Raw genomic sequence first — 22,194 nt, forward strand, 5'->3', positions numbered from 1 at the left:
TTATCAAAAAAGATAACCAGCTGGTAGTTTGTCATTACCATAAGTGGTAATTGTTAAACCAACCTTTTTGGTTATCTTTATTTTACCATTAACAGATGTCATCCATGCGGATGAGCTGCTTCTATGCGACAGTGACGAAACAATTTATTTTGTCTATGAGAATAGAATCAATGTCATGGAAAGACGGCGTGATATATTGATGCATGCAACAGTCAATGGGATTCCTGTTTACATCGGACTTGAGATTCAGTCAACGATTAACTATTCCATGCCTTATAGGCTGCTTCTCTATGATACAATGACCTATCATTTGCAGTACAAGCTGATTGATAGGGACCATAGGGAGCATTTCAGACCTACGGGAGTCATGAGTACAGTTCTATATAGTGGAGACAGGACATGGCATCAACCCCATTCACTCCTGGATCGTATTCTGGTTCCAGAACCGCTGAAGGGACTGATGAACACCTGGAAAGGGAATATCCATGATATCAAGGAGATCGATGTAGAGTTGCTCAGAAATGAGAAGGTGAAATCACTGGTCAGTGCAGTTCAGACAATCTATAGATGGAACAAGGATACAAGTACAATCAAGGAACTGGTGTTAAGCAAAGAGGTTGCGATAGTCGTAGCAGTCATGACAAACAGTGAAGAACTAGTCATAAGGATAGAGAAAGAAGAAAGGGAGGAAGTAGACATGTGTCAGGTACTAGAGGAATTTAAATTAGAAAGTGAAATGAGAGGACTTGAAAAAGGTCGTAGTCTTGGATTGAAACAAGGATTGGATCAAGGAGTTAAACAAGGGAAGATCCAAACCATTGTAAATGTAATAAAAAGCAAATTTGGATTTGTATCAAAAGAATTGATTATGAAGATAGAAGAAAGTTCAGATGATAAGATAGATGCTTTAACAATCAAGATTATTGATGCGAAAAGTGAAGAAGAACTGATGAAAGTATTGTCATAAATAATTATAGGTTAGGAATAAAGCAAAAATAGTTTTAGCCGATTATTTTTGCTTTATCATTTTCTTATATTTATAAGTAAATATGAACTTATACAAAGAAGTAACTATGGTGACAAACAGTGAAGAACTAGTCATAAGGATAGAGAAAGAAGAAAGGGAGGAAGTAGACATGTGTCAGGTACTAGAGGAATTTAAATTAGAAAGTGAAATGAGAGGACTTGAAAGAGGCCGTAGTCTTGGACTCAAACAAGGGAAGATCCAAGCCATTGTAAATCAACTAAAAAGCAAATTTGGATTTGTATCAAAGGAACTGATCATGAAGATAGAAGAAAGTTCAGATGACAAGATAGATGCTTTGACAATCAAGATTATTGATGCAAGAAGTGAAAAAGAACTGATAGAGATTTTATCTTAATACATAGACAAACAATTATAACTTGTACTTATAAAAAAATAAGTATATAATGAATTTAATGAAATGAGGTGGAAGGATGTATAAATTTTCTTGCTAAAACTAAGTGCATACTAAAAGGACTCTTTTTAGCGTGCTCGCAAGAAAATAGACATCCTTTTTTATATCTTTTGATAATGCGACAAGTCTATTTTCTTGTCGCTTTTATTATTGAAGGGAGTGAAAAAAGATGTCGCTTATTCAAGTTAATCAATTAACTTTTCAATATGAAAATCATTATGATATAATTTTTGATCATGTTTCATTTCGTTTTGATACAAATTTTAAAACAGCGTTAATAGGTAGAAATGCAAGAGGGAAAACAACCTTTCTAAAATTGTTGATGGGCGAGTATGAATATCAGGGGGAAATTATTAAAAGTGAAGAATGTGAGTATTTTCCTTATGAAATCAAAAATAAAGATTTATTGACTTTAGATATTTGTTTAGAAATTGCACCAGAAATACAATCCTGGCAATTGGAAAGAGAATTGCATTATTTAGATTTAGAAGGTCAAGATCTTTTCTATCGACCATTTTCTACATTGTCTATGGGAGAACAAACGAAAGTTTTATTGGCAGTTTTGTTTTTGAAAAGAAATTCCTTTTTGTTAATTGATGAGCCAACCAATCATTTAGATACTTTTTCAAGAGAGGTCGTTGCTAAATATCTAAAACGTCAAAAAGGCTTTTTATTAGTAAGCCATGACCGTCATTTTATTGATATGTGTTGTGATCATATTATTGCAATCAACATGACAACAATCGAGGTTGTTAATGGTACCTTTTCTTCTTGGTATGATAATAAAATGAAAAAAGATGAACATGAAGAAATGAAAAATGCTAGATTAAAAAAAGATATTTCACGTTTAGAAACATCTCGTCAAAAAACTGCAAGTTGGTCACAAAGGGTTGAAAACAGTAAGGTCGCACATGGAAAACGTGAGGCTGGTGTGAAGGCTGATAGGGGCTATGTGGGGCATAAGGCGGCTAAAATGATGAAAAGGTCTAAAAATATTGAAAAACGTCAAATTCAACAGGTTGAGGAAAAGAAAAAGCTATTAAAAGATGTGGAGGAATATGATGATTTAAAAATAACACCTTTAACATATTTTCAAACAAATCTTGTTTCTTTCTTACATGTATCTTTGTATTATCAAGAAAAGATATTGTTTAAAGATTTAACTTTTTCTATTCAAAATAAAGAACGTATTTTATTAAAAGGAAAAAATGGTTGTGGAAAATCCAGTGTGATTCGTGCTTTATTGAATCAATCAATTGGAATAAAAGGAGAAATCAATCGAGGCAGTCGTTTAAAAATTTCTTATGTTCCTCAAGATTGTTCAATGCTTTCAGGAAGTTTCCTTTCTTTTGTAGAAAGCTATGACGTTGATACTACTCTAGTTATGACAATCTTAAGAAAATTAGGATTTTCACGTTCACATTTTGAAAAAAACTTAGAGGATTTAAGTGAAGGACAAAAAAAGAAAGTCATGTTAGCTATTTCATTAGCGACCTCAGCTCATCTTTATATTTGGGATGAACCATTAAACTATATTGATATCTATTCGAGAATGCAAATTGAAAAAATGGTTTTAGAATATCAACCAACTTTATTATTTGTAGAACATGATTATTTCTTTCAAGAAAAAATCGCAACGAAAGTCATTGATTTCGATGAACTTATTTGACAAAAGAGTCATGAATCTATAAAATAAAGGATAGAAAGTAATGAGGGTCAAGATATGAGAAATTTGGTTGTAACAGATAAAGATATTTCAACACAATTATTTAAAAATTCAGTCATTGTTAATCTCAATAATATTCATTATTCATCTTGTACAGGTGGCTTGGAATGTTTAAAATGTGCCGGAGCTTGTTATTTTAAAGATGATATGAGTATTATCTCTAAATGGATGAATGATTGTCAGTTGATTATCTATATTACACGAGTAAAATATGGATGTTTTGATATTCCTTTTAAGAAGATGTTAGAAAGATTAGTGGTTAATCATGAACCGTTTTATTCACTAGTTGATGGGGAAACATGTCATTTAGGAATTAGTCAATTACGTAAAAAATTACTCGTGATTGGTTATGGTGATGTGAATGAAGAAGAAAAGAAAATGTTTAAAGATCTTTTGGATGAATCAACACTTGGTTTTTCTTATTCTTCAGTAGATGCATATTTTTGTGAAGAAGATGAATTAGAAGATACTTTACGAACTTTTGGAGGTGTTGATCATGAGTAAAATTCTTTTATTGAATTCAGGATTAAAACATGCTCAAGCCTTTGTTGATCCTTTTTTAAAGCGTTTAGAAGTTCATTTATCAAGTAAAGAAAATTGTGTTGATGTAAGAAGTGCAGAAAATTTTGATGAACGTACATTTTTCGAATATGATCAAGTTGTCTTTTTGTTTTCTATTGCTTTAGATTCAATTCCATCATCAACATTAGAAATTTTCCAAAAGCTTGAAAATCAATCCAAAAATCATACAGAAATCTATGCTTTAATTGCTTGTGATGAGTATGAACCAGAAAAATGTAATCTATCTAAAAAGATTATCCAAAAATGGTGTCATCGAGAAAATTTACAATTTAAAGGGACGTTAAAAATAGGATCTGTTCTCTTTATTATGAAAAGTGCTTCTAAATTTGTTGTTTCTAATTATATAAAAAGTTTTGCTAGTGCTATTTTGAAACATGAATCTATTGATAGTCAAGTGACAATGCTGACAGATAAAATATTTATGAAAATGGCAAATAAATATTGGAATAAAGAAATTCAAAGAAAACATAAAGAAAAAATAAAAAAATTAAAACATGAAAAAGGTGAGTAGGATATCATAATATCGCTACTCACTTTTTTAAAAATGAATATGTTTAATATAATCAACGGGAATCCCTATTTTATTAGCCGCTTCTTCATAAGATAAACCTTGACTCAAATATCGTTTAACAACCTTTTTCAAAGTTTCACCAACTTCAATGACATGTCCATCAGGGTCATAAAATCTTACTGTTCTTTGACCCCAAGTATGTTCTTTTAACGGATGAATCAAAGGGACATTATGCTCATTAAGTTTTATCATGAATGCATCAATATCATCAATTTCAAAATAAAGCTCACTTGCATGATTTAATAAAACAATATCATTATCATCCTTATGAATCAAATCTTTCCATATCTCATAAGATTCTAATACAATCCCAGATGAGAGTGTTACACGACCATGAAAATCTAATAACACCTTTAAATCTAAAATATGACGATAAAAGGCTTTTGAACGATCTAAATCCTGAACAATTAAAACAGTGTTTTTATAACGCATACAGATTCCTTCTTTCGTTTACTATTCTATCATAATTTCTTGAATAAGAACATATACAATATTGTAAGGATTGATTTCTCTTTGTCAGATGTTGACTGTTCTAAATATGAAAAAAAATCATATATTGATGTGTAAGAAGGAGGAAGTATATGCAAACAATAGATATACTTAAAGATATTGGAAAAAGATGTGATGGTGATATTTATTTAGGGGTGGTTGGACCGGTTAGGGTAGGAAAATCATCATTTATTAAACGTTTTATGGAAAAGGCAGTTATTCCTTATATTGATGATGCTGATGCTAAAATCAGAGCAACTGATGAATTGCCTCAATCTGGTGAAGGTAAAATGATTATGACAGTGGAGCCAAAGTTTGTCCCTAATCAGGCTGCGCATATTTTTGTTGAGGATAATTTAGGGGTGAATATTCGTTTAGTTGATTGTGTAGGATATGTTATTGATGGAGCAAAAGGTTATCAAGATGAACAGGGGATTCGTTATGTCAAAACTCCTTGGTATTTAGAAGCAATTCCTTTTGATGAGGCAGCTAAAATTGGGACCCAGAAGGTTATTCAGGATCATTCAACAATTGGGATTGTGATGACTTGTGATGGATCTATTTGTGAAATCCCTTCACAAGATTATGTTCAGGCAACGGATGATGTCATTCAAGAATTAAAGGATATTGGCAAACCATTTGTAATTGTAGTGAACTCAAAAGATCCACGTAGTATTCAATGTAATCAATTGGTTGAAAACCTAAAGCAAAAACATGATGTTCCAGTTATTGGTTTAAAAGTTAATGAAATGAATGAAGAAGATATTGCTCATCTATTAAAAGAAGCTTTATATGAATTTCCAATTCATGAAGTTAAAATTGAAGTACCTAGATGGATTGCTTTAATGGATTCTTCTCATTGGCTTAAACAAACATTGGATGATGCTTTAGAACAATCTTTACAAGAAATAAAACGTTTTAGAGATGTTGAAACTATCGCAACAAAAATGTGTGAATTTGATTTTATCAAAAAAGCTTACTTATCTTCTATTGATACATCTTCTTCATCAGCAACTTTACGTATTCAAGAAAGAAAAGGTCTATATAATGAAATATTAAATGAAATATTAGGACAAGAAAAATTTGATTCAGCATTATTTTTAAAACAAATTCAAGAATTAATGCAAATAGAAAAAGAATATAAAGCTTATCAAAGTGCCATTAAAATGGTTAAACAAACAGGCTATGGATATGCTTTACCATTAATGGAAGATGTTGAGTTGAGTCAACCAGAAGTGATTAAACAAGGACCACGCTATGGAATGAAGCTGGTTTCTACAGCCTCAACAATTCATATGATTAAAGTCGATATAGAATCAACCTTTGAACCAATTATCGGTTCAAAAGAACAAGCCGAAGCCTTTATTCAATACTTACAAAGTCATGGTGAAAATAATAAAGAAGCAATCTTTGATTGTGATGTATTTGGTCGTAAATTAGGCGATTTAATTAATGAAGGAATGCGTGTAAAATTGGCTTCAATGAATGAAACCGCTTGTATTAGAGTGCATGATATTTTATCTAAGATAGTCAATAAAGGAAAGACAAATGTGATTGCAATAGTTTTATAAATTTGTTGTTGCTTTGCTGAAATTGAAATGTTATACTACTACTTAGATTTAAGTAGGAGGCAATGCAAAATGAATAAAAAAGAACTTATTGATATCGTTTCACAAAAGAAAGATTTAACAAAAAAAGATGCTGAAGCGTTAGTAGATACAGTTTTTGATACAATGATTGAAAGTATTTTAAATGGAGATAAAGTTTTAATTTCTGGTTTTGGAACTTTCAAAGTGAATAATCGTAAAGAACGTAAAGGTGTAAGCCCTAAAACAAAAGAAGCGATGATTATTCCAGCAAGTAAAACTGTTTCATTTAAGCCTAGTAATAGATTAAAAGATGCAATGAATTAATATTGTATCTTTTTTCTTTATATTCTGTTCATAATTGTCGTATACTATAAACGTAGAGGTGATGAAAATGTGGCCATTTTATTATGGGTTATATATGAATAAATATTATTTAATTGGGACTGTCTTTGTGATACTGGCAGCATTGTTAGCTGTGTGGGCCCAAATGAAAGTACAATCAGCTTATTCTCGTTATAAGAAGATTCCTAATTCTAAGGGGATGACAGGAGCACAGATTGCGCGTGAGATTTTAGATAGTGAAGGTTTATATAATATTCAAATTTTTGAAGTGAAAGGGAATTTGAGTGATCATTATAATCCAGGTAAAAAAACGATTAATTTATCAAGTGATATTTACCATGGGACATCAATTGCGTCTTTGGCAGTTGCTGCTCATGAATGTGGACATGCGATTCAATACAAAGATGGATATGTACCTATTTCTTTACGTAATATGATTTTACCAATTGCGAATGTTGGTCAATATTTAGGCTGGATTGCAATTGCAGTTGGCTTGTTGATGGGACATACAAAGATTGCTTGGATGGGTTTTGCATTGATGTGTGGAATCTTGGCATTTCAGCTTGTCACTTTACCTGTTGAGTTTAATGCATCTTCACGTGCTTTGGTAATTTTAAAGACGCGTTATTTAAATGAAGGTGAATATGCTGGGGCAAAGAGTATGTTATCAGCAGCGGCTATGACTTATGTTGCTGCCATGATTTCTACACTAGCCAGTATGTTACGTATTTTCTTGATTATATTAGGAAATTCAAGAGATGATTAAAGACCGAAAGGTCTTTTCATTTTTGTTTGGAAATTATCTGGTTTTGTTATATAATAGATTCACTGGAGGTGCATTGAATGAAGAAACATACATTTAGGATTTTAGTTGTTTGTTTAGTGATTATTTTAGCGGTCGTTTCTTTTTATATGTTATATGTTCATGTTCCTTACTATAATTATCATCATCAATTAGATGAAATCAGAAATGAAATTTGTGAGCAAAATCATTATGAATATATGGATTATTTTAGTGAGTATCGTGGCAAAAGTAAATATTATATGTTAAAGGTTAAGATTGATGGTGTAGAGTCTTATGTTGCTTATGATACGAAGCAAAAGTTAGTTGATACTTATCAAGGAGATATTGCTGATGAAAAGAGTGTTAAGAAAGCCATTTTAGATAAATATAAAGTGAATGTTGATTTAGAGATTGCATATGAAAATCAGCGTTTTGTATATTATGGTAGAGTACAGGATAAGGAAAGCTTGTTGTATGTTTATTATGATTTATCAAATGGTGAGTTTATAAAAGCAGTAAGGCTTGGTGAATAGGTATGGATGAATTATTGGAATATGGTTGTATTGATTTTAAGAAGCTATTGATTTTAAAAGCAAAATCAATGAAGTTAAGTGATCAGGAATGTTATGTCTTGTTGTTGATTATGACTTTGGATGAGATTGGAATAAAACCAATTACACCTTCACAGATTCATAAAATCTGTTCTTTATCTTTACAGCAAATTGATGAGACTTTAATTGCTTTGGTTGATCATCATTATATTGCCCGAATGAATGGAAGTCTTGATTTAAGACCAATTGAGAATTTATTGTTGAATCAAAAGAGTGAAGAAGTACAGGAAGTTGATTTGGTTTCGGTTTTTGAAGATGCTTTTGGTAGAAGCTTGAGTCAAAGAGAGGTTCAACTTATTAATTCATTGAAGTGTCAAGGACATAGTGATGATATGATTATTGATGCTTTGGATGAATCAGTTAAATCTGGGGTAATTACGTTTCGATATATTGAAAAGATATTGGATAATTGGGCTAAATATGGAGTGAAAAGAAGATATGCTCCACAACCTATTAAACAAGAAAATATAGATGTTGAACAAAGAATAAAGGATTATAAATGGTGGGAAAACGATGAATAAAGAAAAGGTAAAAAGAATATTAGATGCGTTTGATGATATGTATCCAGATGCACAGTGTGAATTGGTTCATCATAATGAGTTAGAGTTATTGATTGCAGTTATGTTATCGGCACAAACAACAGATGCCAGTGTTAATAAATTAACTCAGAGTTTATTTCAAAAATATCGTTGTGTTGAAGATTATGCCAATGCTCCTTTGTCTCAACTGGAAGCTGATTTAAGAACGATTGGTTTATATCGAAATAAAGCAAAAAATGTTAAGGCGATGGCACAGAAATTAATTGATGATTTTGATGGTCAAGTACCTTGTGATCATGATGCTTTACAAACTTTACCTGGGGTAGGGCGTAAAACGGCTAACGTGGTCATTTCAGAAGGATTTAAAGTTCCGGCTATTGCGGTTGATACACATGTAGAACGTATCTCTAAGAGGCTAGGATTTGCTTTTAAAAAAGATTCTGTTTTAACAGTTGAAACAAAACTGCAAAAAGCAATTCCTAAGGAACGTTGGATTAAAACTCATCATCAAATGATATTTTTTGGTAGATATCATTGTAAAGCAATGAATCCTGATTGTGGACATTGTCCACTTATTGATATCTGTAAAGAACCTAAACGTAAAAAATATTTAAATCTGACTGAATAGTCGGATTTTATCAAAAAAGATAACCAGCTGGTAGTTTGGCATTACCATAAGTGGTAATTGCTAAACCAACCTTTTTGGTTATCTTTATTTTACCATTAACAGCTTGACAGACTTCTTCGGTCATTGGAATTTGTCTGACACCGCTTTTCGTTTTGGGTGTTTCAATATAATACCCGATTTCACTATCTTTCAATAGCCGGTGCATTACATTGACGGATTTATCCTTGAAATCAAGAACAGTCCTGTTCAATCCACAAAATTCTGAAACACGAAGTCCTGTTTCTAACAGGATAATGACTTCATCACGGTATTTCTGATAGACTTTATCCTGATCCATAAAGGCAAGCAGGTTTTTTTCCTGTTCGGGAGTTAAAATTTTCTTTGGTTTTGTATCATCTTCCAGCACCGTACTTAGGTCATAATTAAAAGGATTTTTTCTGATACAGTCATCCTCAATTTCACTATATAACGTCCAACGTATCAATGATTTTTTCAAATTGTTTCCTTTTTATCTGGACACGGTTTCCATTCATAATCAGCCAGTTTGCAGTCGGTTTTTTCTCTGCTAGCTTACGCAGTTTCTTTTCTCCGATACGAAAATATTTAGACGCTTCCTCAATCGTCAGCGTGTATTTTTCCCAGATTGGCACATCAGTATAGTTCATAGTGTAGCACCTCCTTTACTGTGTGTTATCAGAAGCAGGACGGCGGTTCGGAAAAGAGGTAGAGAAATGTTTAATATCAGAAAACAATGCGTGATAAATTCCATTAAGGAAATAGCGAAGCGTGAGGGAATGACAGTTGCGGAAGTCCAAGAACATTTTCGGGGAGTGATTGAGGAAGTACGCACTTCTGACGACCCTGAACAACAGGCAATGTATTGCAAACTGTTTGGAAGAAAGACACCAACACCAGAAGAATTTATCTATGTGCTGTCGAAGCAGACAGGAAAAGTGAGATTTTGAACATATTGTATGACTTTTAGATGTTGGTGTGGTAAAATATGAAAAACAGATAAACTTAAATTGAGGTGTTGAAATTGAAAAAAAGAAATATATTATTTTCCATTTGCTTTATGTTTTTATTGATATTTTCACTAGCTGGGTGTGGTTCAAAAGATACTGAAAAAGATAACGATACAATATCAACCCAGAATATGAACTTGATATGCGAAGAAACGGTATCTCCAAATAAGGAGTATGTTACAGTAGATGAAGATATAGTAAATTTTACTGTGGAAATATATCAAAATAAAAACAATAAAATTTTAGTAAATTCAAAATCTAATTCTGAATTTTTTAAACCTTTGCAATATGAATTGGAATACGATAAAGAAATAACAAAATCAGATATTGATATAGAATGGACAACGGCAATGGGAAATCCCAATCCGACAAAGGACGACCAATTAGGTATAGCTTATGTATCTATTTCAGAAGATGGAAAAGTATTTAGTAAACGAAAAATTAGCTTTGCTAATAAGGCTATTGAAATTATCGAAGATACATTAAACAAGAAATAATTCCTTTAGTGTCCTTATGCTTTTTATGAAAGGGGAAAATAAATGGACGCTCATTTCTGAACGTCTGGGAATAGAAAAGGAACGCTTTCTGTACGTTCTGTAGTCTATAAACTATTCAATTTTTTTATGTTTCTATACTGATGTGCTGTACCGTATCTTTGCATAACTCGGATTTCCAACGTATCAAGGCTCATTCATTCGTAGTAAATAAGTAGTAAAATGTGATTTTGAAATCCTTGCAAATGCTGATAGATACTGTGTTTTAGGGGATAATATCAAGGTTTTAGTAGATTTTTTTCTTAAAAAAATACTCTATCCAATCAAAGTGGATAGAGTATTTTTGTTATTGTGTAGATTGATTAGAAGTTGTAAATTCATGCGAAGGTAAAGTTTGTGTATCACCATTAGCTTTTGTTTCAACGAATGTTACAGTATATTTTGTTGCTGGTGATAGATTTGAGAAAGTGATTGTTCCACTTGTTTCAAGTGTCTGTGATTGTCCATTTAAGCTAACCGTAATCTTGCTGCCACTTGGAACAACAACGCTGTAACTCATTTGTGTTGCCGTTGGATTAGCAGGTGTATAGCTTGCTGGCTGAGTACTTCCTTCAACAGTGATTGTTTGATCAATCTTGTTAGATGTACCTTCACCACTTTCAAAAGCATAATATCCTGTCACTTTATAAGTACCAGCAGGAGGCGTATAGTTAAGCGTTGCTGTATTTGTACTTAATTTTTCACTATGAACAATTTTTCCATTTTGATCAGTAATATCTATTGCATAAACAACTTTTCCATAAACTTGACTTAAATCACCTAAATAAGGTAATGTCCAAGAACGACCATTGATAGTATATACCTTTGTTGGTGTTGAACTTTCTGTCATACTCTTAGGATCATATTCTGTGAAGTTAACATTAATCTTACCATTTGTAAATGCGGCACTAAAGGCTGTTAAATTATTTAATCCAGCGCCATTAGCACTACTTCCAGGCGTATGTCCTTTTTTGAAATATCCTGAAACAATACGATCACTAGGAACTCCACTACCAGGAGCAACATATGGATAAATACCAGAAATACATTGAGCACTTACGACATCTGATGGTTTTGATGGATAACTATTTTTTAAACCACCTTTGTGCACATATTTAGCAATTAAGGCTGAAATTTGATTAGCCGCTGTTGTTTGTGGATAACGTCCTTTCTTTTGATCAGCAGCAGTATAACCGACCCAAACACTCCATGAATAATCTGGAGAGTAAGCAGCCATCCATAAATCTTTACTTTTACCAACTAAGCTTTTATTAGGTGCATGTTTATCATGGTTTGATGTTCCTGTTTTGGCACCAATTTGATATCCTAAATTTAAAGCTGAGTATGCACCTGTTCCAGCTTTTACATATTTTGTCATGATATCACGAATCATGAAAGCTGATTCTGGAGATAAAGCTTGAACTTTTTCTTTTTGACATGTTTCATCAAAATTAATAACTTCGCCAGTTTCAATTAATTCAATTTTTTCAACTGTATGTGGTTCAATATATGTACCACCATTAGCAATGACTGCATAGGCTGCAGCTTGTTCTTCAGGAGAAATACCTGTATCCCAACTACCAATTGCGTATCCTAATGATAATTTTTCATTATACATATCAAAACCAAAACCTTTTAAATATTCAGTCATTTTTTCTGTACCGATTTTATTAACAACTTCTTTTAAAGTCTGAATAGCTGCTAAGTTCCAAGATTGTGATAAAGCTTCACTAATTGAAACATCACCATGATATTTCTTATCCCAGTTACTCGGCGTCCATTCACCTTGACTATAAGGAACATCATGCACATAATGCGCAGTTGAATAATTTAAAAATTCAAAAGCTGAAGCATAAGAAATAATTGGTTTTAATGAAGAACCAGGTTGATTTCTTTGTCCATAACGATAATTTCCACTCTTAGCCATATTTTCTTTACTTGCCGCATATGCATAAGTTGTTCCCATAGGAACATAATCCCTAGCAGCTAAAACACCAATGACACGACCAGTTGTTGATTCTTGTACGCAAGCCCCAGTCTGCAAATACTTATCAGGGAATTTAAATCCATCACCATTTGATATATCATTTAATTTTGATTGTAAATCGGTATTGATATAAGTTGTAATCTTCATAGGTGTTGTATTTGGATCATAACCTGTTTTTTCAAAGACTTCACGTGTTACTTTATCAGCATAAGCTTGATATTTACCAGAACCAGAAACTGGATTAGATTTAAGTGTGTTTTCTACTGGCACAGCTTTTGTAGCAGCACATTCCTCTTTAGAAATATAACCATGCATTTCCATTAAATCTAAAATTGTATCACGACGTTCTTGGGCTAATTTTAAATTTTTAAATGGATCATATTTATTTGGTGAATTTAATGTTCCAGCTAATAAAGCGGCTTCAGGTAAAGTTAAGTTTTGAACTTCTTTATCAAAATAATATTTACTAGCTGCATAAATACCAATCGCTTTATTTCCATAACCAAAATAAATCTTATTTAAATAAAGCTCTAAAATTTCTTGTTTTGTTGTTTGAGAAGTGGCTTCAATTGCTAAAATAATTTCGCCAGCTTTTCTTTCAATTGTTTGTTCTTCTTTTGGATAATAAGATTTCTTAATCACCTGTTGAGTAATTGTTGAACCACCACCAGTGATTCTACCAGCCACTAAATTACCCATAAAAGCTTTGACAATACGTGGCAAGTCAAAACCATTGTGTTCAAAGAAACGTGAATCTTCAGCAGCCACTACAGCATCAATCATGACTTGAGGAATATCATCATAAGAGACATTCTTTCTAATTCCATCTTGACCATAAGAATAATATTCTTCACCGTTGGCTGAAACTTGAATTGAAGATTCGTTATTCAACAATTTCTCTTTAGAAAAACCTTCAACTTGTTTAAAAATACCAAATCCCAAATAAACACCAGCACTGGCAACTAACAAAACAAAGACTGTTAAACAAATCTTAATGATTTTTTGTTTTTGCTTTTTCTTCGCTAAAGCTTGTTGAGGCGTTAGCTGTTTATTTGTTTTTTTGACTTTTTTCATCATTCGTCCTCCTTAAAATACACTTCATCAATGATTTTGAGATAATCAAGTCTAGGTTGATACCCTTGGGGAATCAAGTGACCTAAAGATTTTATCTTATCATAAGTCATTGATTTTCTTTGAGAATGATAATAATCGCAAATTACAAAACTTGCATCAATTAAGTATACCTCATTTAGAGTCGTGAATGCAATAATAACAAAAGCAATTCCTCCATGATCAATAATTCTTTGTAAATGATCAATTTGATGTTTAGAAATATTTCCAAACGGAAATGTTTTGACTTTTGTTTCTTTTGCTTCAAAATCCACATATCTACCTTTATATAGACCATTATAGTCAGTGGTTGAAGGCGTTTTATAATAAGCCTCAACAATCTTGGCAGATTCACGACGTGGATAATCTACTTTGACAATTTGTATAGGGGTTGGCTTTTTATAAATTACAGCCAGATTATTGTCAAGATAATATTGATTAGATAAAGAAATATCTTCTTCTAATGACATCCCACGATGAGCTGTATAATGTTTACTAGACATCATTGGATTTTGTAAGTTCATCTTTTTTTTCATATTGGGATAATTGACCATAACCTCATCCTTTCATTTATTGTCTCCACTATTATAACATATATTTTTGCCGACTTGTCTAAATTGTGTGGGAAATTCATCTTTTTTTAAAAATATCTTGCAATTAGAAGCTAAATTTGTGAAAATATGTAGGAAGAAAGGTGGATGTGTCATGGCTAATAAAATACAATTAAGTCCTAAAAAAATATTAAATAAACAATTTCAAATTGATTTTAAAGGATATAGCGCAACTGAAGTTGATTATTTTTTAGATACGATTGTTGAAGATTATGAAACATTTGCAAATATGTTAAATGAATCATATGAACAAATTGAAAATCTTCAAAAAGAAAATGAAGCATTAAAAATGAAACTTTCTAATTTAGAAAAAGAACGCCTCATTCAACAAGACAATATTCGTTCAATGGAAGAAAATCTTTCATCAAACGTTGATTTGTTAAAACGTATTTCCAATTTAGAAAAAGAAATTTATAAAAACAAGGAATAAAAAACTTGTTTTTTTATATTATTGCATTTTTTTTAAAATATAGTACAATAAGTATGCTCACGAGAACCGATTGCTACGAAAGTAGAGGAAAGTCCGGGCATCCACAATCTGCGATGATTGTAGTGTTTGTACTGCGTCTAATAAATGCAGGTAGCATTTTGCTAACGACAGACCTAAGACCTAAACCGTAAAGGCATGGTTGATAAGTCATAAAGTGCCACAGAAACTATGTTGTCTTGAAAAAGACAAATGAAAAGCGGTAAACTCTGCAAGGATGAAACCCAAATTTTGGTAGGGGAACTTCATTAAAGGAAATGAACGATAATGGAGATGCATAGCATAGATAAATAATCGGTTGAAAAACAGAACTCGGCTTATCAGAGTGAGCATTATATTTTGTCGATGAAAATCGACTTTTTTTCTAGAAAAATTATAAAAAATTCATAACGAGGACATAAATTCATAAAATAATAGTGTTGGTGTTGTCAAAACGAAAAATTTGTGTTTTAATATGATTATTATTGGGTGTTTTGCGCATGATCAAAAGGAGGTACTTTTGTGGATAATTTAGGTGAAAATATTCGTCGTCAAAGAGAGGCTAAACATTTAACAATAGAAGAACTTTCGGCTAAGACGAAAATCTCTGTTGCAGTGTTAAAAGATATAGAAAATGGGAAGTTTGACCGCTATAAAGGTGATGAAGCCTATGTAAAAATGTATTTAAAAAAGATTTCTAATGTTTTGAGTATGGATACTGATATGGTTACTCAACAATATTTAGAATTAACACGTGAAATTGAGTTAGAAGATATTAAAGATAAAGAAGTTCAAAATCAACATCAAGATGAGGTTGTTAAAAAAGGGAAGAAGTTTTCTTTTGAAGCGCCTCAACTGGCTAGAAAACCTTCAGTTTATGAGGATAAATCACATGTGACAATTATTAGAGGAGCCATTATACTTGTGCTTGTATGTTTAGTGATTGTAGTGATTTGGTATGGTTTTTATTCAACCCGTTCAAAAACTAAAGATCCAACTTTTGTTCCACAGAATCAAACAACAGTTGAAGGTGATGTTGATACAAATGATCAAACAAATCAAAATGATGATAATCAGAATACTCCAACTGATCAAACAGAAGCAAAAGTAGAATTTACAAGAAAGAGTCGTTTAGATTTTCAATTTAAATTGCCAGAAGGTGTGGAAGAATTTACGTTAAAGATTGAATACAATCATGCCTGCTGGGCACAAATGTATGTGAATGGAAAATCATATGATAAATTTGTTTCTAAGGTTTATCATGATTACAGTGATAAAGATAAACCAGAAACAGTGGAATTAACATTTAAGGTTTCAGAATTTGATAATTTAAGATTACGTAATGGAAGTAACATGGGACATCGTTATTATATTAATAATCAGGAAATTCCATTAACAGAAGAAGATAATGTGACTGGTGTCGCTAATTTCAATTTAACATTAGAGAAGGAATAATATGAATTTACCAAACAAGTTAACAACAATCCGTTTAGTTAGTGTCCCATTATTTGTTATTATTTATTTAATACCTTATCAATCGTTAGGCATTTCGATGCCTACTTTTGATGTTTTATCAACAAAGTTATCTTTATTAGATTTGATTTTATTTTTAATTTTTGTTTTATCGGCTTTAACTGATTATTTTGATGGTTATCTAGCAAGAAAAAATAATCTTGTTACAACTTTTGGAAAGTTTATCGATCCTATTGCTGATAAATTAATTGTCAATACTGCTTTATTACTATTGGCTTCATCCAATGATATTACAATTATTATTCCAATTATCATGATTTCTCGTGATACAATTGTGGATGCTATTCGTTTAGTGGCAAGTCAGAAAAATGTTGTTTTAGCAGCGAGTTATTTAGGTAAGGCTAAGACGATGACACAGATGATTGCAATTTGTATTTTGTTATTGAATAATGTTGTTTTTGAGGCGATTGGTATTCCAATGGATCAAATCATGATTTGGTTAGCAACTGTGATTTCAGTCATAAGTGGAATTGACTATTTCATGAAGAATCGTCAATATATCATGGAGAGTATGTAAAAATGGAAGAATTAGCAAAATTATTAATTGAAAAAGGAATCTCGATTAGTAGTGTAGAAAGTTTTACCGTGGGTGGATTTGCCAATATGATTGGTAGTATCAGTGGTATTTCAGCAGTTTATCGTGGAAGCTTAGTCAGCTATCAAACCCGTATTAAAAGAGATGTTTTGCATATAGATGAAAAGATTATTGATCAATATGGGGTTGTTTCAAAAGAAGTGGCTGGATTGATGGCTATTTCTGGAGCGAAGATGTTTGATAGTGATTTATGTATATCTTTTACAGGAAATGCTGGACCTACAGCGATGGAAGGTAAACCTGTAGGGCTTATTTATATTGGTATTGCATATGCGGGAATGATTCATACATTATGTTTTGAATTATCTGGTAGTCGAGAAGATATTAAAAGACAAGCGATATTATTGGGAATTGAAAATATTTTAAAAATTTTAAAAGACATATAAAAATCTGACTAGTAAGGAGGGAAAAATATGGCAGAAAAGAAAACAAAGAAAACTGAAAGTCCTGAAGAAAAAAAGGAAAAAGCATTGGCTGATGCAATTATTCAAATTGAAAAACAATTCGGTAAGGGTTCAGTTATGAAATTAGGTGAACGTGTAGCTGTTGATATTGATGTTATTCCAACAGGTTCATTAACACTTGATGCTGCTTTAGGTATTGGGGGTTATCCAAAGGGGCGTATTATTGAAATTTATGGTCCTGAATCAAGTGGGAAAACAACTTTGACACTTCATGCAATTGCTGAAGTTCAAAAACAAGGAGGGCGTGCTGCTTTTATTGATGCTGAACATGCAATTGATCCAGTTTATGCAAGAAACTTAGGGGTTAATGTTGATGAGTTGATTTTATCACAACCAGATAGTGGTGAACAAGGTTTGGCAATTGCTGAAACTCTTGTTAAAAGTAATGCGATTGATTTGGTTGTTGTGGATTCTGTAGCAGCACTTGTTCCACAAGTTGAATTAGATGGTGAAATGAGTGATAATTCAGTTGGTTTACAAGCTCGAATGATGTCTAAGGCTATGCGTCGTTTATCAGGACTTATGAATAAGACTTCTTGTACAATTATTTTTATTAACCAATTAAGAGAAAAGATTGGGGTTATGTATGGAAATCCAGAAACCACAACGGGTGGTCGTGCTTTAAAATTCTATTCTTCTGTACGTATTGAAATCAGACGTAGTGAAGCGATTAAAAATGGTAGTGAGATTGTTGGAAACAAAGTGAATATTAAGGTGGTTAAAAACAAAGTGGCACCACCATTTAAAACAACATCAGTTGATATTATTTATGGTAAAGGTATTGCAAGAGATGGAGAAATCATTGATTTAGCTGTTGAAAACAATATTATTGATAAATCTGGTGCTTGGTATGCTTATCTTGGTGAAAAGATTGGTCAAGGTCGTGAAAATGTTAAGAATTTTATGGCTGAACATCCAGAAATCATGGCTGAAGTTGAAGAAAAAGTTAAAGCAGTTTTATTTGCTGAGGAACCAGTTGTAGAAAAAGCCTAATTTGAAGGCTTTTTTTCTTGGCTAGGTTTTTATAGTGTTTTTTGATATAATGTTGATGGGGTGATGAAGATGGCAAATTTTACACAAAAAGCATTGATGGCTTCATTTGCGAAACTGTTGAATGAAAAGCCTTTTGATAAAATAACTGTGCAGGATATTGTTGATGATTGTGGAGTCAACCGTAATACTTTTTATTATCATTTTCAAGATATTTATATGTTACTAGAATGTTTATTGCAGCAAGAAACAAAAAAAGTTCAGGATTCTTTAGGTGATGATTTGACTTGGCAAGAGTATTTTGAAATTGGTTTGGCTTTTGCGGTTCATAATAAAACGGCAGTTTATCATCTTTATCAATCAATGAATAGAGAAACATTGGAATATTATTTAGGACAAGTCATTGAAAATATTTTAAGAAAATATATTGATATTCATTATAGTGAAGCTTGCATTAGTGAGGAACGTAAGAATTTTATTATTAAATTTTATAAATATGGGATGACAGGAATATGCTTAGAATGGATAGCTCAAGAGATGACTGATCAAGAAGTTCAAAGGCATTATATTCAAGATATTGAAAAGAGTTTTCAAAGAAGTTTAGGGGCTTCTTTGAGAAAATAAGACAAGATAAAGACAGTCAAATAATGGAGTGGTTATGGAAGCCATTCCATTATTTTTATATTTTATTGTCAATTTCACAAAAATACGGTATAATAAATTTGTGCGTTAAAAGCACTTTATGAAATTTATCATAGGAAGTAGGAGGAATATTATGCCAGGATCAGGTGGGCTTCTGACTATTTTAACCTATGTTCTAGCAGTTGGTTTAGGATTTGCAATGTATTTTGTTTTAACAAAAATCAAAGTATCGAAAGCAAATGTCGATGCAACAAAGATTGTTGAAGAAGCAACTGCCAAAGCTGATAATATAGTAAAAGAAGCGATTTTAGATGCCAAGACTCAAGCGTATGAATATAAGCTTGAAGCTGAAAAGGAAATCAAAGAACAACGCTTAGAAGTTACTAAATTTGAAAATAAACTATTGCAAAGGGAACAAAACATTGATCGTAGAGATATTGCTTTACAAGGAAAAGAAGATGTTTTGGATGACAAAGCTAAGCAATTAGAAAAGAGAAGTGAAGAACTAGGTAAATTAGAGGCTCAATTAAAAGAACAAATTGATGCAAAAATTGTGGAATTAGAAAAAATTGCTGCAATGAGCGCCAATGAAGCAAAAGAAGAATTATTTAAACAAGTAGAACAAAAAATGGCGACAGAAGTCACAGCTTATATCAAAGAAAAAGAAGATGAAGCAAAATCAAAAGCATCTCTTTATGCTAAGGATATCATTGCTGCGGCAATTAACCGTTATTCTCAAGAAGAAACAATTGAACGTACAGTTAATGTTGTTGCTTTACCAAGCGAAGAAATGAAAGGTCGTATTATTGGTAGAGAAGGTCGAAATATCAAAGCTATTGAAAATGCGACTGGTGTTGAATTGATTATTGATGATACACCTGAAGCTATTACAATTTCTTGCTTTGATCCAGTGAGAAGGGAAATTGCTCGTTTATCATTAGAAACTTTAATTCGTGATGGTCGTATTCAACCAGGACGTATTGAAGAAGTTGTTCAAAAGACAAAAAATGAATTAAATGAAGTGATTCAAAAAACTGGTGAAGATGCGATATTTGAATTAGGATTATCTCGTGTTAATAAAGAAATTATCATGATGTTAGGGAAATTGAAATATCGTACAAGTTATGGTCAAAATGCATTACAACATTCATTAGAAGTTGCGCATTTTGCTGGGATGATGGCAGCTGAGTTAGGGTTAAATCAACAATTAGCTCGTCGTGCTGGATTGTTACATGACTTAGGAAAAGCAGTTGATCATGAAATGGAAGGAAGCCATGTTGAATTAGGAGCAAAACTTGCTAAGAAATATGGTGAAAATGCTACGGTTGTGAATGCAATTGAATCACATCATGGTGATGTTGAAGCAACAAGTGTTATTTCTATTTTGGTTGCTGCTGCTGATACTTTATCTGCAGCACGCCCAGGAAGTCGTAGCGAGACAATTGAAAACTATATTCAAAGATTAGAAAAATTAGAAGAAATTTCTAAGAGCTTTGATGGTGTTGATAAAGTCTTTGCGATTCAAGCCGGACGTGAAGTTCGCGTTATTGTGAAACCAGATAAGGTTGATGATTTAGCAAGTCACAAACTTGCCAGAGAAATCAAAAATAAAATTGAAACGGAATTAACTTATCCAGGACATATCAAAGTGACTGTGATTCGTGAAGTTCGTGCCAATGAAATTGCTAAATAGAAGATAGGTTTGACCTATCTTTTCATTTACATTGAAATGCTTTATTGATTATGATATCATAACCACGTTATACACTTTATTATGGAGATGAGAAAATGAATATATTATTTATTGGAGATGTTTTTTCAGCAATTGGTAGAGAAATGATGGAAACTTATTTACCACGCTTAAAAGCTCAATATCATATTGATGTTGTGATTGCTAATGTTGAAAACGCAACGCATGGAAAAGGTTTAAATAAAAAACATTATGAAGAATTTTTGTTTCAGGGAATTTCTTTGATGACAATGGGTAATCATACTTTTGCTAAAAAAGAATTATTTGATTATATTGACGAAGCTGATCGTTTGGTTGTGCCTTATAATCAACCTAAAGCATTACCTGGGGTTGGGAGTCGACAAATTACGATAAACGGGAAGAAAATTCGTGTAACAAATCTATTGGGAATTACTTTTATGGATGGAAAATCACAAAATCCATTTGAAGCGATTGATGAAATTTTGGTTGACGATACGAGTGATATTCATATTGTTGATTTTCATGCTGAAGCAACAAGCGAAAAAATTGCTTTAGGATATTATTTAGATGGACAAGTTTCTGCTGTTTTAGGGACACATACCCATGTAACAACAGCGGATGAAAGAATTTTACCAAAAGGGACTGCTTATCAAAGTGATGTTGGGATGTGTGGCCCTTATGAAAGTGTAATTGGTTGTGATAAAGAGCTTATTATTAAACGTATGAAAACAGGTATGATGACACCTTTTGTGGTGGCTGAAAGTGAAGGACAATTTCGCGCAACATTATTAACTTTTAATCAAGAAAATCAATGTACACAAATCAAACGTATTTGTATTGATCCGGCTCATCCATATATAGCATAATTTATTCTTTCATGCATATAGTGCATTAAGGAGGAATTTTTATGGAAATGATTAGAGTATCTTCATCATCTAAACCAAGTAAAGTTGCTGGAGCATTAACGAGTTTACTTAGAGAACATCAAAGTGTTCAAATTCAAGTTATTGGTGCTGCAGCTTTAAATCAAGCAATGAAAGCGATAGCTATCGCAAGAGGCTATATGGCTCCAGGAGGATATGAGATTTATTGTACACCTTCTTTTTATGATTTAACAATTGATGATCAAGTCATTACCTCTTTGCGTCTAAATGTAGAAATGCATTAAAAAGGCTTTCTTTTTTGTCTCAAAATGGGTATAATAAAAGAAGAAAACAAGGAGGAAAT

At 32.1% G+C, this 22,194-nt stretch carries 27 protein-coding genes and 1 other RNA gene; 23 read left to right on the forward strand and 5 right to left on the reverse strand.

Translation table 11 applies throughout. The features are described 5' to 3' along the window. The first annotated feature begins 175 nt into the window (after positions 1-175). The 5 genes from EDD60_RS14600 (at position 176) to EDD60_RS14620 (ending at position 4,258) form a co-directional block, all read left to right on the forward strand. Entirely contained in the window at positions 176-967 is a 792-nt protein-coding gene (locus tag EDD60_RS14600) for an Rpn family recombination-promoting nuclease/putative transposase (protein WP_165973156.1), read from the forward strand. 169 nt (positions 968-1,136) lie between these two features. After that, positions 1,137-1,382: a DUF4351 domain-containing protein gene (locus tag EDD60_RS14605; RefSeq protein WP_165973157.1), complete on the forward strand. Its 246-nt coding sequence runs from the start codon at positions 1,137-1,139 to the stop codon at positions 1,380-1,382. A gap of 226 nt (positions 1,383-1,608) precedes the next feature. Then, positions 1,609-3,108: a ribosomal protection-like ABC-F family protein gene (gene abc-f, locus EDD60_RS14610; RefSeq protein ID WP_066447239.1), complete on the forward strand. Its 1,500-nt coding sequence runs from the start codon at positions 1,609-1,611 to the stop codon at positions 3,106-3,108. Between the two features lie 54 nt (positions 3,109-3,162). Beyond that, a complete protein-coding gene (locus EDD60_RS14615; protein ID WP_066447242.1) occupies positions 3,163-3,669 on the forward strand; it encodes a hypothetical protein in 507 nt (168 codons plus the stop codon). Continuing rightward, positions 3,662-4,258 carry a hypothetical protein gene (locus tag EDD60_RS14620; protein ID WP_066447244.1) on the forward strand — a complete coding sequence of 199 codons (597 nt, stop codon included), beginning with the start codon at positions 3,662-3,664 and terminating at the stop codon, positions 4,256-4,258. The genes EDD60_RS14615 and EDD60_RS14620 overlap by 8 nt, the downstream gene beginning before the upstream one ends. Before the next feature lie 27 nt (positions 4,259-4,285). Here the strand turns inward: EDD60_RS14620 and EDD60_RS14625 are convergent, their stop codons facing one another. Beyond that, complete coding sequence (locus tag EDD60_RS14625) at positions 4,286-4,750, reverse strand: VOC family protein (RefSeq protein WP_066447247.1); 465 nt, start codon at positions 4,748-4,750, stop codon at positions 4,286-4,288. 149 nt (positions 4,751-4,899) lie between these two features. On the opposite strand from EDD60_RS14625, the gene spoIVA reads away from it, so the two are divergent. The 6 genes from spoIVA (at position 4,900) to nth (ending at position 9,300) form a co-directional block, all read left to right on the forward strand. Continuing rightward, on the forward strand, positions 4,900-6,378 hold the full coding sequence (gene spoIVA, locus EDD60_RS14630) for a stage IV sporulation protein A (protein ID WP_066447249.1): 1,479 nt from the start codon (positions 4,900-4,902) through the stop codon (positions 6,376-6,378). A 69-nt stretch (positions 6,379-6,447) separates the two neighbouring features. Further along, the gene (locus EDD60_RS14635; RefSeq protein WP_066447251.1) at positions 6,448-6,720 is read left to right on the forward strand and encodes an HU family DNA-binding protein; all 273 of its coding nucleotides are present in this window, start codon (positions 6,448-6,450) and stop codon (positions 6,718-6,720) included. Between the two features lie 67 nt (positions 6,721-6,787). Beyond that, the gene (locus EDD60_RS14640; RefSeq protein ID WP_066447252.1) at positions 6,788-7,504 is read left to right on the forward strand and encodes a zinc metallopeptidase; all 717 of its coding nucleotides are present in this window, start codon (positions 6,788-6,790) and stop codon (positions 7,502-7,504) included. 77 nt (positions 7,505-7,581) lie between these two features. Continuing rightward, positions 7,582-8,055: a hypothetical protein gene (locus EDD60_RS14645; protein ID WP_066447255.1), complete on the forward strand. Its 474-nt coding sequence runs from the start codon at positions 7,582-7,584 to the stop codon at positions 8,053-8,055. A gap of 2 nt (positions 8,056-8,057) precedes the next feature. Further along, positions 8,058-8,654, forward strand: coding sequence for a DnaD domain protein (locus EDD60_RS14650; RefSeq protein WP_066447257.1), 597 nt, complete (start codon positions 8,058-8,060; stop codon positions 8,652-8,654). Beyond that, the gene (gene nth / locus EDD60_RS14655) at positions 8,647-9,300 is read left to right on the forward strand and encodes an endonuclease III (RefSeq protein WP_066447261.1); all 654 of its coding nucleotides are present in this window, start codon (positions 8,647-8,649) and stop codon (positions 9,298-9,300) included. The genes EDD60_RS14650 and nth overlap by 8 nt, the downstream gene beginning before the upstream one ends. A 10-nt stretch (positions 9,301-9,310) precedes the next feature. Here nth and EDD60_RS14660 read toward each other — a convergent pair whose 3' ends face one another. Together EDD60_RS14660 and EDD60_RS14665 are read right to left on the reverse strand one after the other, a co-directional pair. Further along, positions 9,311-9,796, reverse strand: a complete 486-nt coding sequence (locus tag EDD60_RS14660) for a tyrosine-type recombinase/integrase (RefSeq protein ID WP_132226524.1) — start codon at positions 9,794-9,796, stop codon at positions 9,311-9,313. After that, positions 9,762-9,965, reverse strand: coding sequence for an excisionase (locus EDD60_RS14665; RefSeq protein ID WP_066447262.1), 204 nt, complete (start codon positions 9,963-9,965; stop codon positions 9,762-9,764). Before EDD60_RS14665 ends, EDD60_RS14660 begins: the two co-directional genes overlap by 35 nt. A 66-nt stretch (positions 9,966-10,031) precedes the next feature. On the opposite strand from EDD60_RS14665, the gene EDD60_RS14670 reads away from it, so the two are divergent. Both EDD60_RS14670 and EDD60_RS14675 read left to right on the forward strand, forming a co-directional pair. Further along, the gene (locus EDD60_RS14670) at positions 10,032-10,265 is read left to right on the forward strand and encodes a hypothetical protein (RefSeq protein WP_066447264.1); all 234 of its coding nucleotides are present in this window, start codon (positions 10,032-10,034) and stop codon (positions 10,263-10,265) included. Between the two features lie 74 nt (positions 10,266-10,339). Further along, positions 10,340-10,822, forward strand: coding sequence for a hypothetical protein (locus EDD60_RS14675; protein ID WP_243646694.1), 483 nt, complete (start codon positions 10,340-10,342; stop codon positions 10,820-10,822). 343 nt (positions 10,823-11,165) lie between these two features. Here the strand turns inward: EDD60_RS14675 and EDD60_RS14680 are convergent, their stop codons facing one another. Next, on the reverse strand, positions 11,166-13,919 hold the full coding sequence (locus tag EDD60_RS14680; RefSeq protein ID WP_229105347.1) for a transglycosylase domain-containing protein: 2,754 nt from the start codon (positions 13,917-13,919) through the stop codon (positions 11,166-11,168). Further along, positions 13,919-14,509, reverse strand: coding sequence for a Holliday junction resolvase RecU (gene recU / locus EDD60_RS14685; protein WP_066447273.1), 591 nt, complete (start codon positions 14,507-14,509; stop codon positions 13,919-13,921). The genes EDD60_RS14680 and recU overlap by 1 nt, the downstream gene beginning before the upstream one ends. 151 nt (positions 14,510-14,660) lie before the next feature. Between recU and EDD60_RS14690 the strand changes: the two genes are divergently transcribed. The 10 genes from EDD60_RS14690 (at position 14,661) to EDD60_RS14735 (ending at position 22,135) form a co-directional block, all read left to right on the forward strand. Then, positions 14,661-14,996, forward strand: coding sequence for a DivIVA domain-containing protein (locus EDD60_RS14690; protein ID WP_066447276.1), 336 nt, complete (start codon positions 14,661-14,663; stop codon positions 14,994-14,996). Between the two features lie 60 nt (positions 14,997-15,056). Beyond that, positions 15,057-15,375: RNase P RNA component class B (gene rnpB, locus EDD60_RS14695), an RNA gene on the forward strand. Between the two features lie 179 nt (positions 15,376-15,554). After that, complete coding sequence (locus EDD60_RS14700; protein ID WP_066447279.1) at positions 15,555-16,487, forward strand: helix-turn-helix domain-containing protein; 933 nt, start codon at positions 15,555-15,557, stop codon at positions 16,485-16,487. A 1-nt stretch (position 16,488) separates the two neighbouring features. Further along, positions 16,489-17,082, forward strand: coding sequence for a CDP-diacylglycerol--glycerol-3-phosphate 3-phosphatidyltransferase (gene pgsA / locus EDD60_RS14705; protein WP_066447282.1), 594 nt, complete (start codon positions 16,489-16,491; stop codon positions 17,080-17,082). A gap of 2 nt (positions 17,083-17,084) precedes the next feature. Next, on the forward strand, positions 17,085-17,546 hold the full coding sequence (locus EDD60_RS14710) for a CinA family protein (protein ID WP_066447284.1): 462 nt from the start codon (positions 17,085-17,087) through the stop codon (positions 17,544-17,546). Between the two features lie 27 nt (positions 17,547-17,573). Then, positions 17,574-18,617 (forward strand): recombinase RecA, encoded by a 1,044-nt coding sequence (gene recA, locus EDD60_RS14715; protein ID WP_066447287.1) that lies wholly within the window; start codon positions 17,574-17,576, stop codon positions 18,615-18,617. A 69-nt stretch (positions 18,618-18,686) separates the two neighbouring features. Next, entirely contained in the window at positions 18,687-19,238 is a 552-nt protein-coding gene (locus EDD60_RS14720; protein WP_066447290.1) for a TetR/AcrR family transcriptional regulator C-terminal domain-containing protein, read from the forward strand. Between the two features lie 151 nt (positions 19,239-19,389). After that, complete coding sequence (rny, locus tag EDD60_RS14725) at positions 19,390-20,949, forward strand: ribonuclease Y (RefSeq protein ID WP_132226525.1); 1,560 nt, start codon at positions 19,390-19,392, stop codon at positions 20,947-20,949. 95 nt (positions 20,950-21,044) lie between these two features. Further along, a complete protein-coding gene (locus EDD60_RS14730) occupies positions 21,045-21,833 on the forward strand; it encodes a TIGR00282 family metallophosphoesterase (RefSeq protein ID WP_066447296.1) in 789 nt (262 codons plus the stop codon). A 41-nt stretch (positions 21,834-21,874) separates the two neighbouring features. Continuing rightward, entirely contained in the window at positions 21,875-22,135 is a 261-nt protein-coding gene (locus tag EDD60_RS14735) for a stage V sporulation protein S (protein WP_066447299.1), read from the forward strand. Positions 22,136-22,194 lie beyond the last annotated feature (59 nt).

Source organism: Longibaculum muris (genome assembly GCF_004343035.1).
Classification (GTDB): domain Bacteria; phylum Bacillota_I; class Bacilli_A; order Erysipelotrichales; family Coprobacillaceae; genus Longibaculum; species Longibaculum muris.

Bases quoted from the DNA above. Each gene is read 5' to 3' on its own strand.
- EDD60_RS14735 (WP_066447299.1), top strand. From the start codon at position 21,875: ATGGAAATGATTAGAGTATCTTCATCATCTAAACCAAGTAAAGTTGCT.
- EDD60_RS14620 (WP_066447244.1), top strand. From the start codon at position 3,662: ATGAGTAAAATTCTTTTATTGAATTCAGGATTAAAACATGCTCAAGCC.
- EDD60_RS14670 (WP_066447264.1), top strand. From the start codon at position 10,032: ATGTTTAATATCAGAAAACAATGCGTGATAAATTCCATTAAGGAAATA.
- EDD60_RS14690 (WP_066447276.1), top strand. From the start codon at position 14,661: ATGGCTAATAAAATACAATTAAGTCCTAAAAAAATATTAAATAAACAA.
- EDD60_RS14600 (WP_165973156.1), top strand. From the start codon at position 176: ATGGAAAGACGGCGTGATATATTGATGCATGCAACAGTCAATGGGATT.
- EDD60_RS14720 (WP_066447290.1), top strand. From the start codon at position 18,687: ATGGCAAATTTTACACAAAAAGCATTGATGGCTTCATTTGCGAAACTG.
- EDD60_RS14645 (WP_066447255.1), top strand. From the start codon at position 7,582: ATGAAGAAACATACATTTAGGATTTTAGTTGTTTGTTTAGTGATTATT.
- EDD60_RS14710 (WP_066447284.1), top strand. From the start codon at position 17,085: ATGGAAGAATTAGCAAAATTATTAATTGAAAAAGGAATCTCGATTAGT.
- recU (WP_066447273.1), bottom strand. From the start codon at position 14,509: ATGGTCAATTATCCCAATATGAAAAAAAAGATGAACTTACAAAATCCA.
- rny (WP_132226525.1), top strand. From the start codon at position 19,390: ATGCCAGGATCAGGTGGGCTTCTGACTATTTTAACCTATGTTCTAGCA.
- abc-f (WP_066447239.1), top strand. From the start codon at position 1,609: ATGTCGCTTATTCAAGTTAATCAATTAACTTTTCAATATGAAAATCAT.
- EDD60_RS14625 (WP_066447247.1), bottom strand. From the start codon at position 4,750: ATGCGTTATAAAAACACTGTTTTAATTGTTCAGGATTTAGATCGTTCA.
- spoIVA (WP_066447249.1), top strand. From the start codon at position 4,900: ATGCAAACAATAGATATACTTAAAGATATTGGAAAAAGATGTGATGGT.
- EDD60_RS14605 (WP_165973157.1), top strand. From the start codon at position 1,137: ATGTGTCAGGTACTAGAGGAATTTAAATTAGAAAGTGAAATGAGAGGA.
- EDD60_RS14635 (WP_066447251.1), top strand. From the start codon at position 6,448: ATGAATAAAAAAGAACTTATTGATATCGTTTCACAAAAGAAAGATTTA.
- nth (WP_066447261.1), top strand. From the start codon at position 8,647: ATGAATAAAGAAAAGGTAAAAAGAATATTAGATGCGTTTGATGATATG.
- EDD60_RS14615 (WP_066447242.1), top strand. From the start codon at position 3,163: ATGAGAAATTTGGTTGTAACAGATAAAGATATTTCAACACAATTATTT.
- EDD60_RS14665 (WP_066447262.1), bottom strand. From the start codon at position 9,965: ATGAACTATACTGATGTGCCAATCTGGGAAAAATACACGCTGACGATT.
- EDD60_RS14730 (WP_066447296.1), top strand. From the start codon at position 21,045: ATGAATATATTATTTATTGGAGATGTTTTTTCAGCAATTGGTAGAGAA.
- EDD60_RS14650 (WP_066447257.1), top strand. From the start codon at position 8,058: ATGGATGAATTATTGGAATATGGTTGTATTGATTTTAAGAAGCTATTG.
- EDD60_RS14680 (WP_229105347.1), bottom strand. From the start codon at position 13,919: ATGAAAAAAGTCAAAAAAACAAATAAACAGCTAACGCCTCAACAAGCT.
- recA (WP_066447287.1), top strand. From the start codon at position 17,574: ATGGCAGAAAAGAAAACAAAGAAAACTGAAAGTCCTGAAGAAAAAAAG.
- pgsA (WP_066447282.1), top strand. From the start codon at position 16,489: ATGAATTTACCAAACAAGTTAACAACAATCCGTTTAGTTAGTGTCCCA.
- EDD60_RS14640 (WP_066447252.1), top strand. From the start codon at position 6,788: ATGTGGCCATTTTATTATGGGTTATATATGAATAAATATTATTTAATT.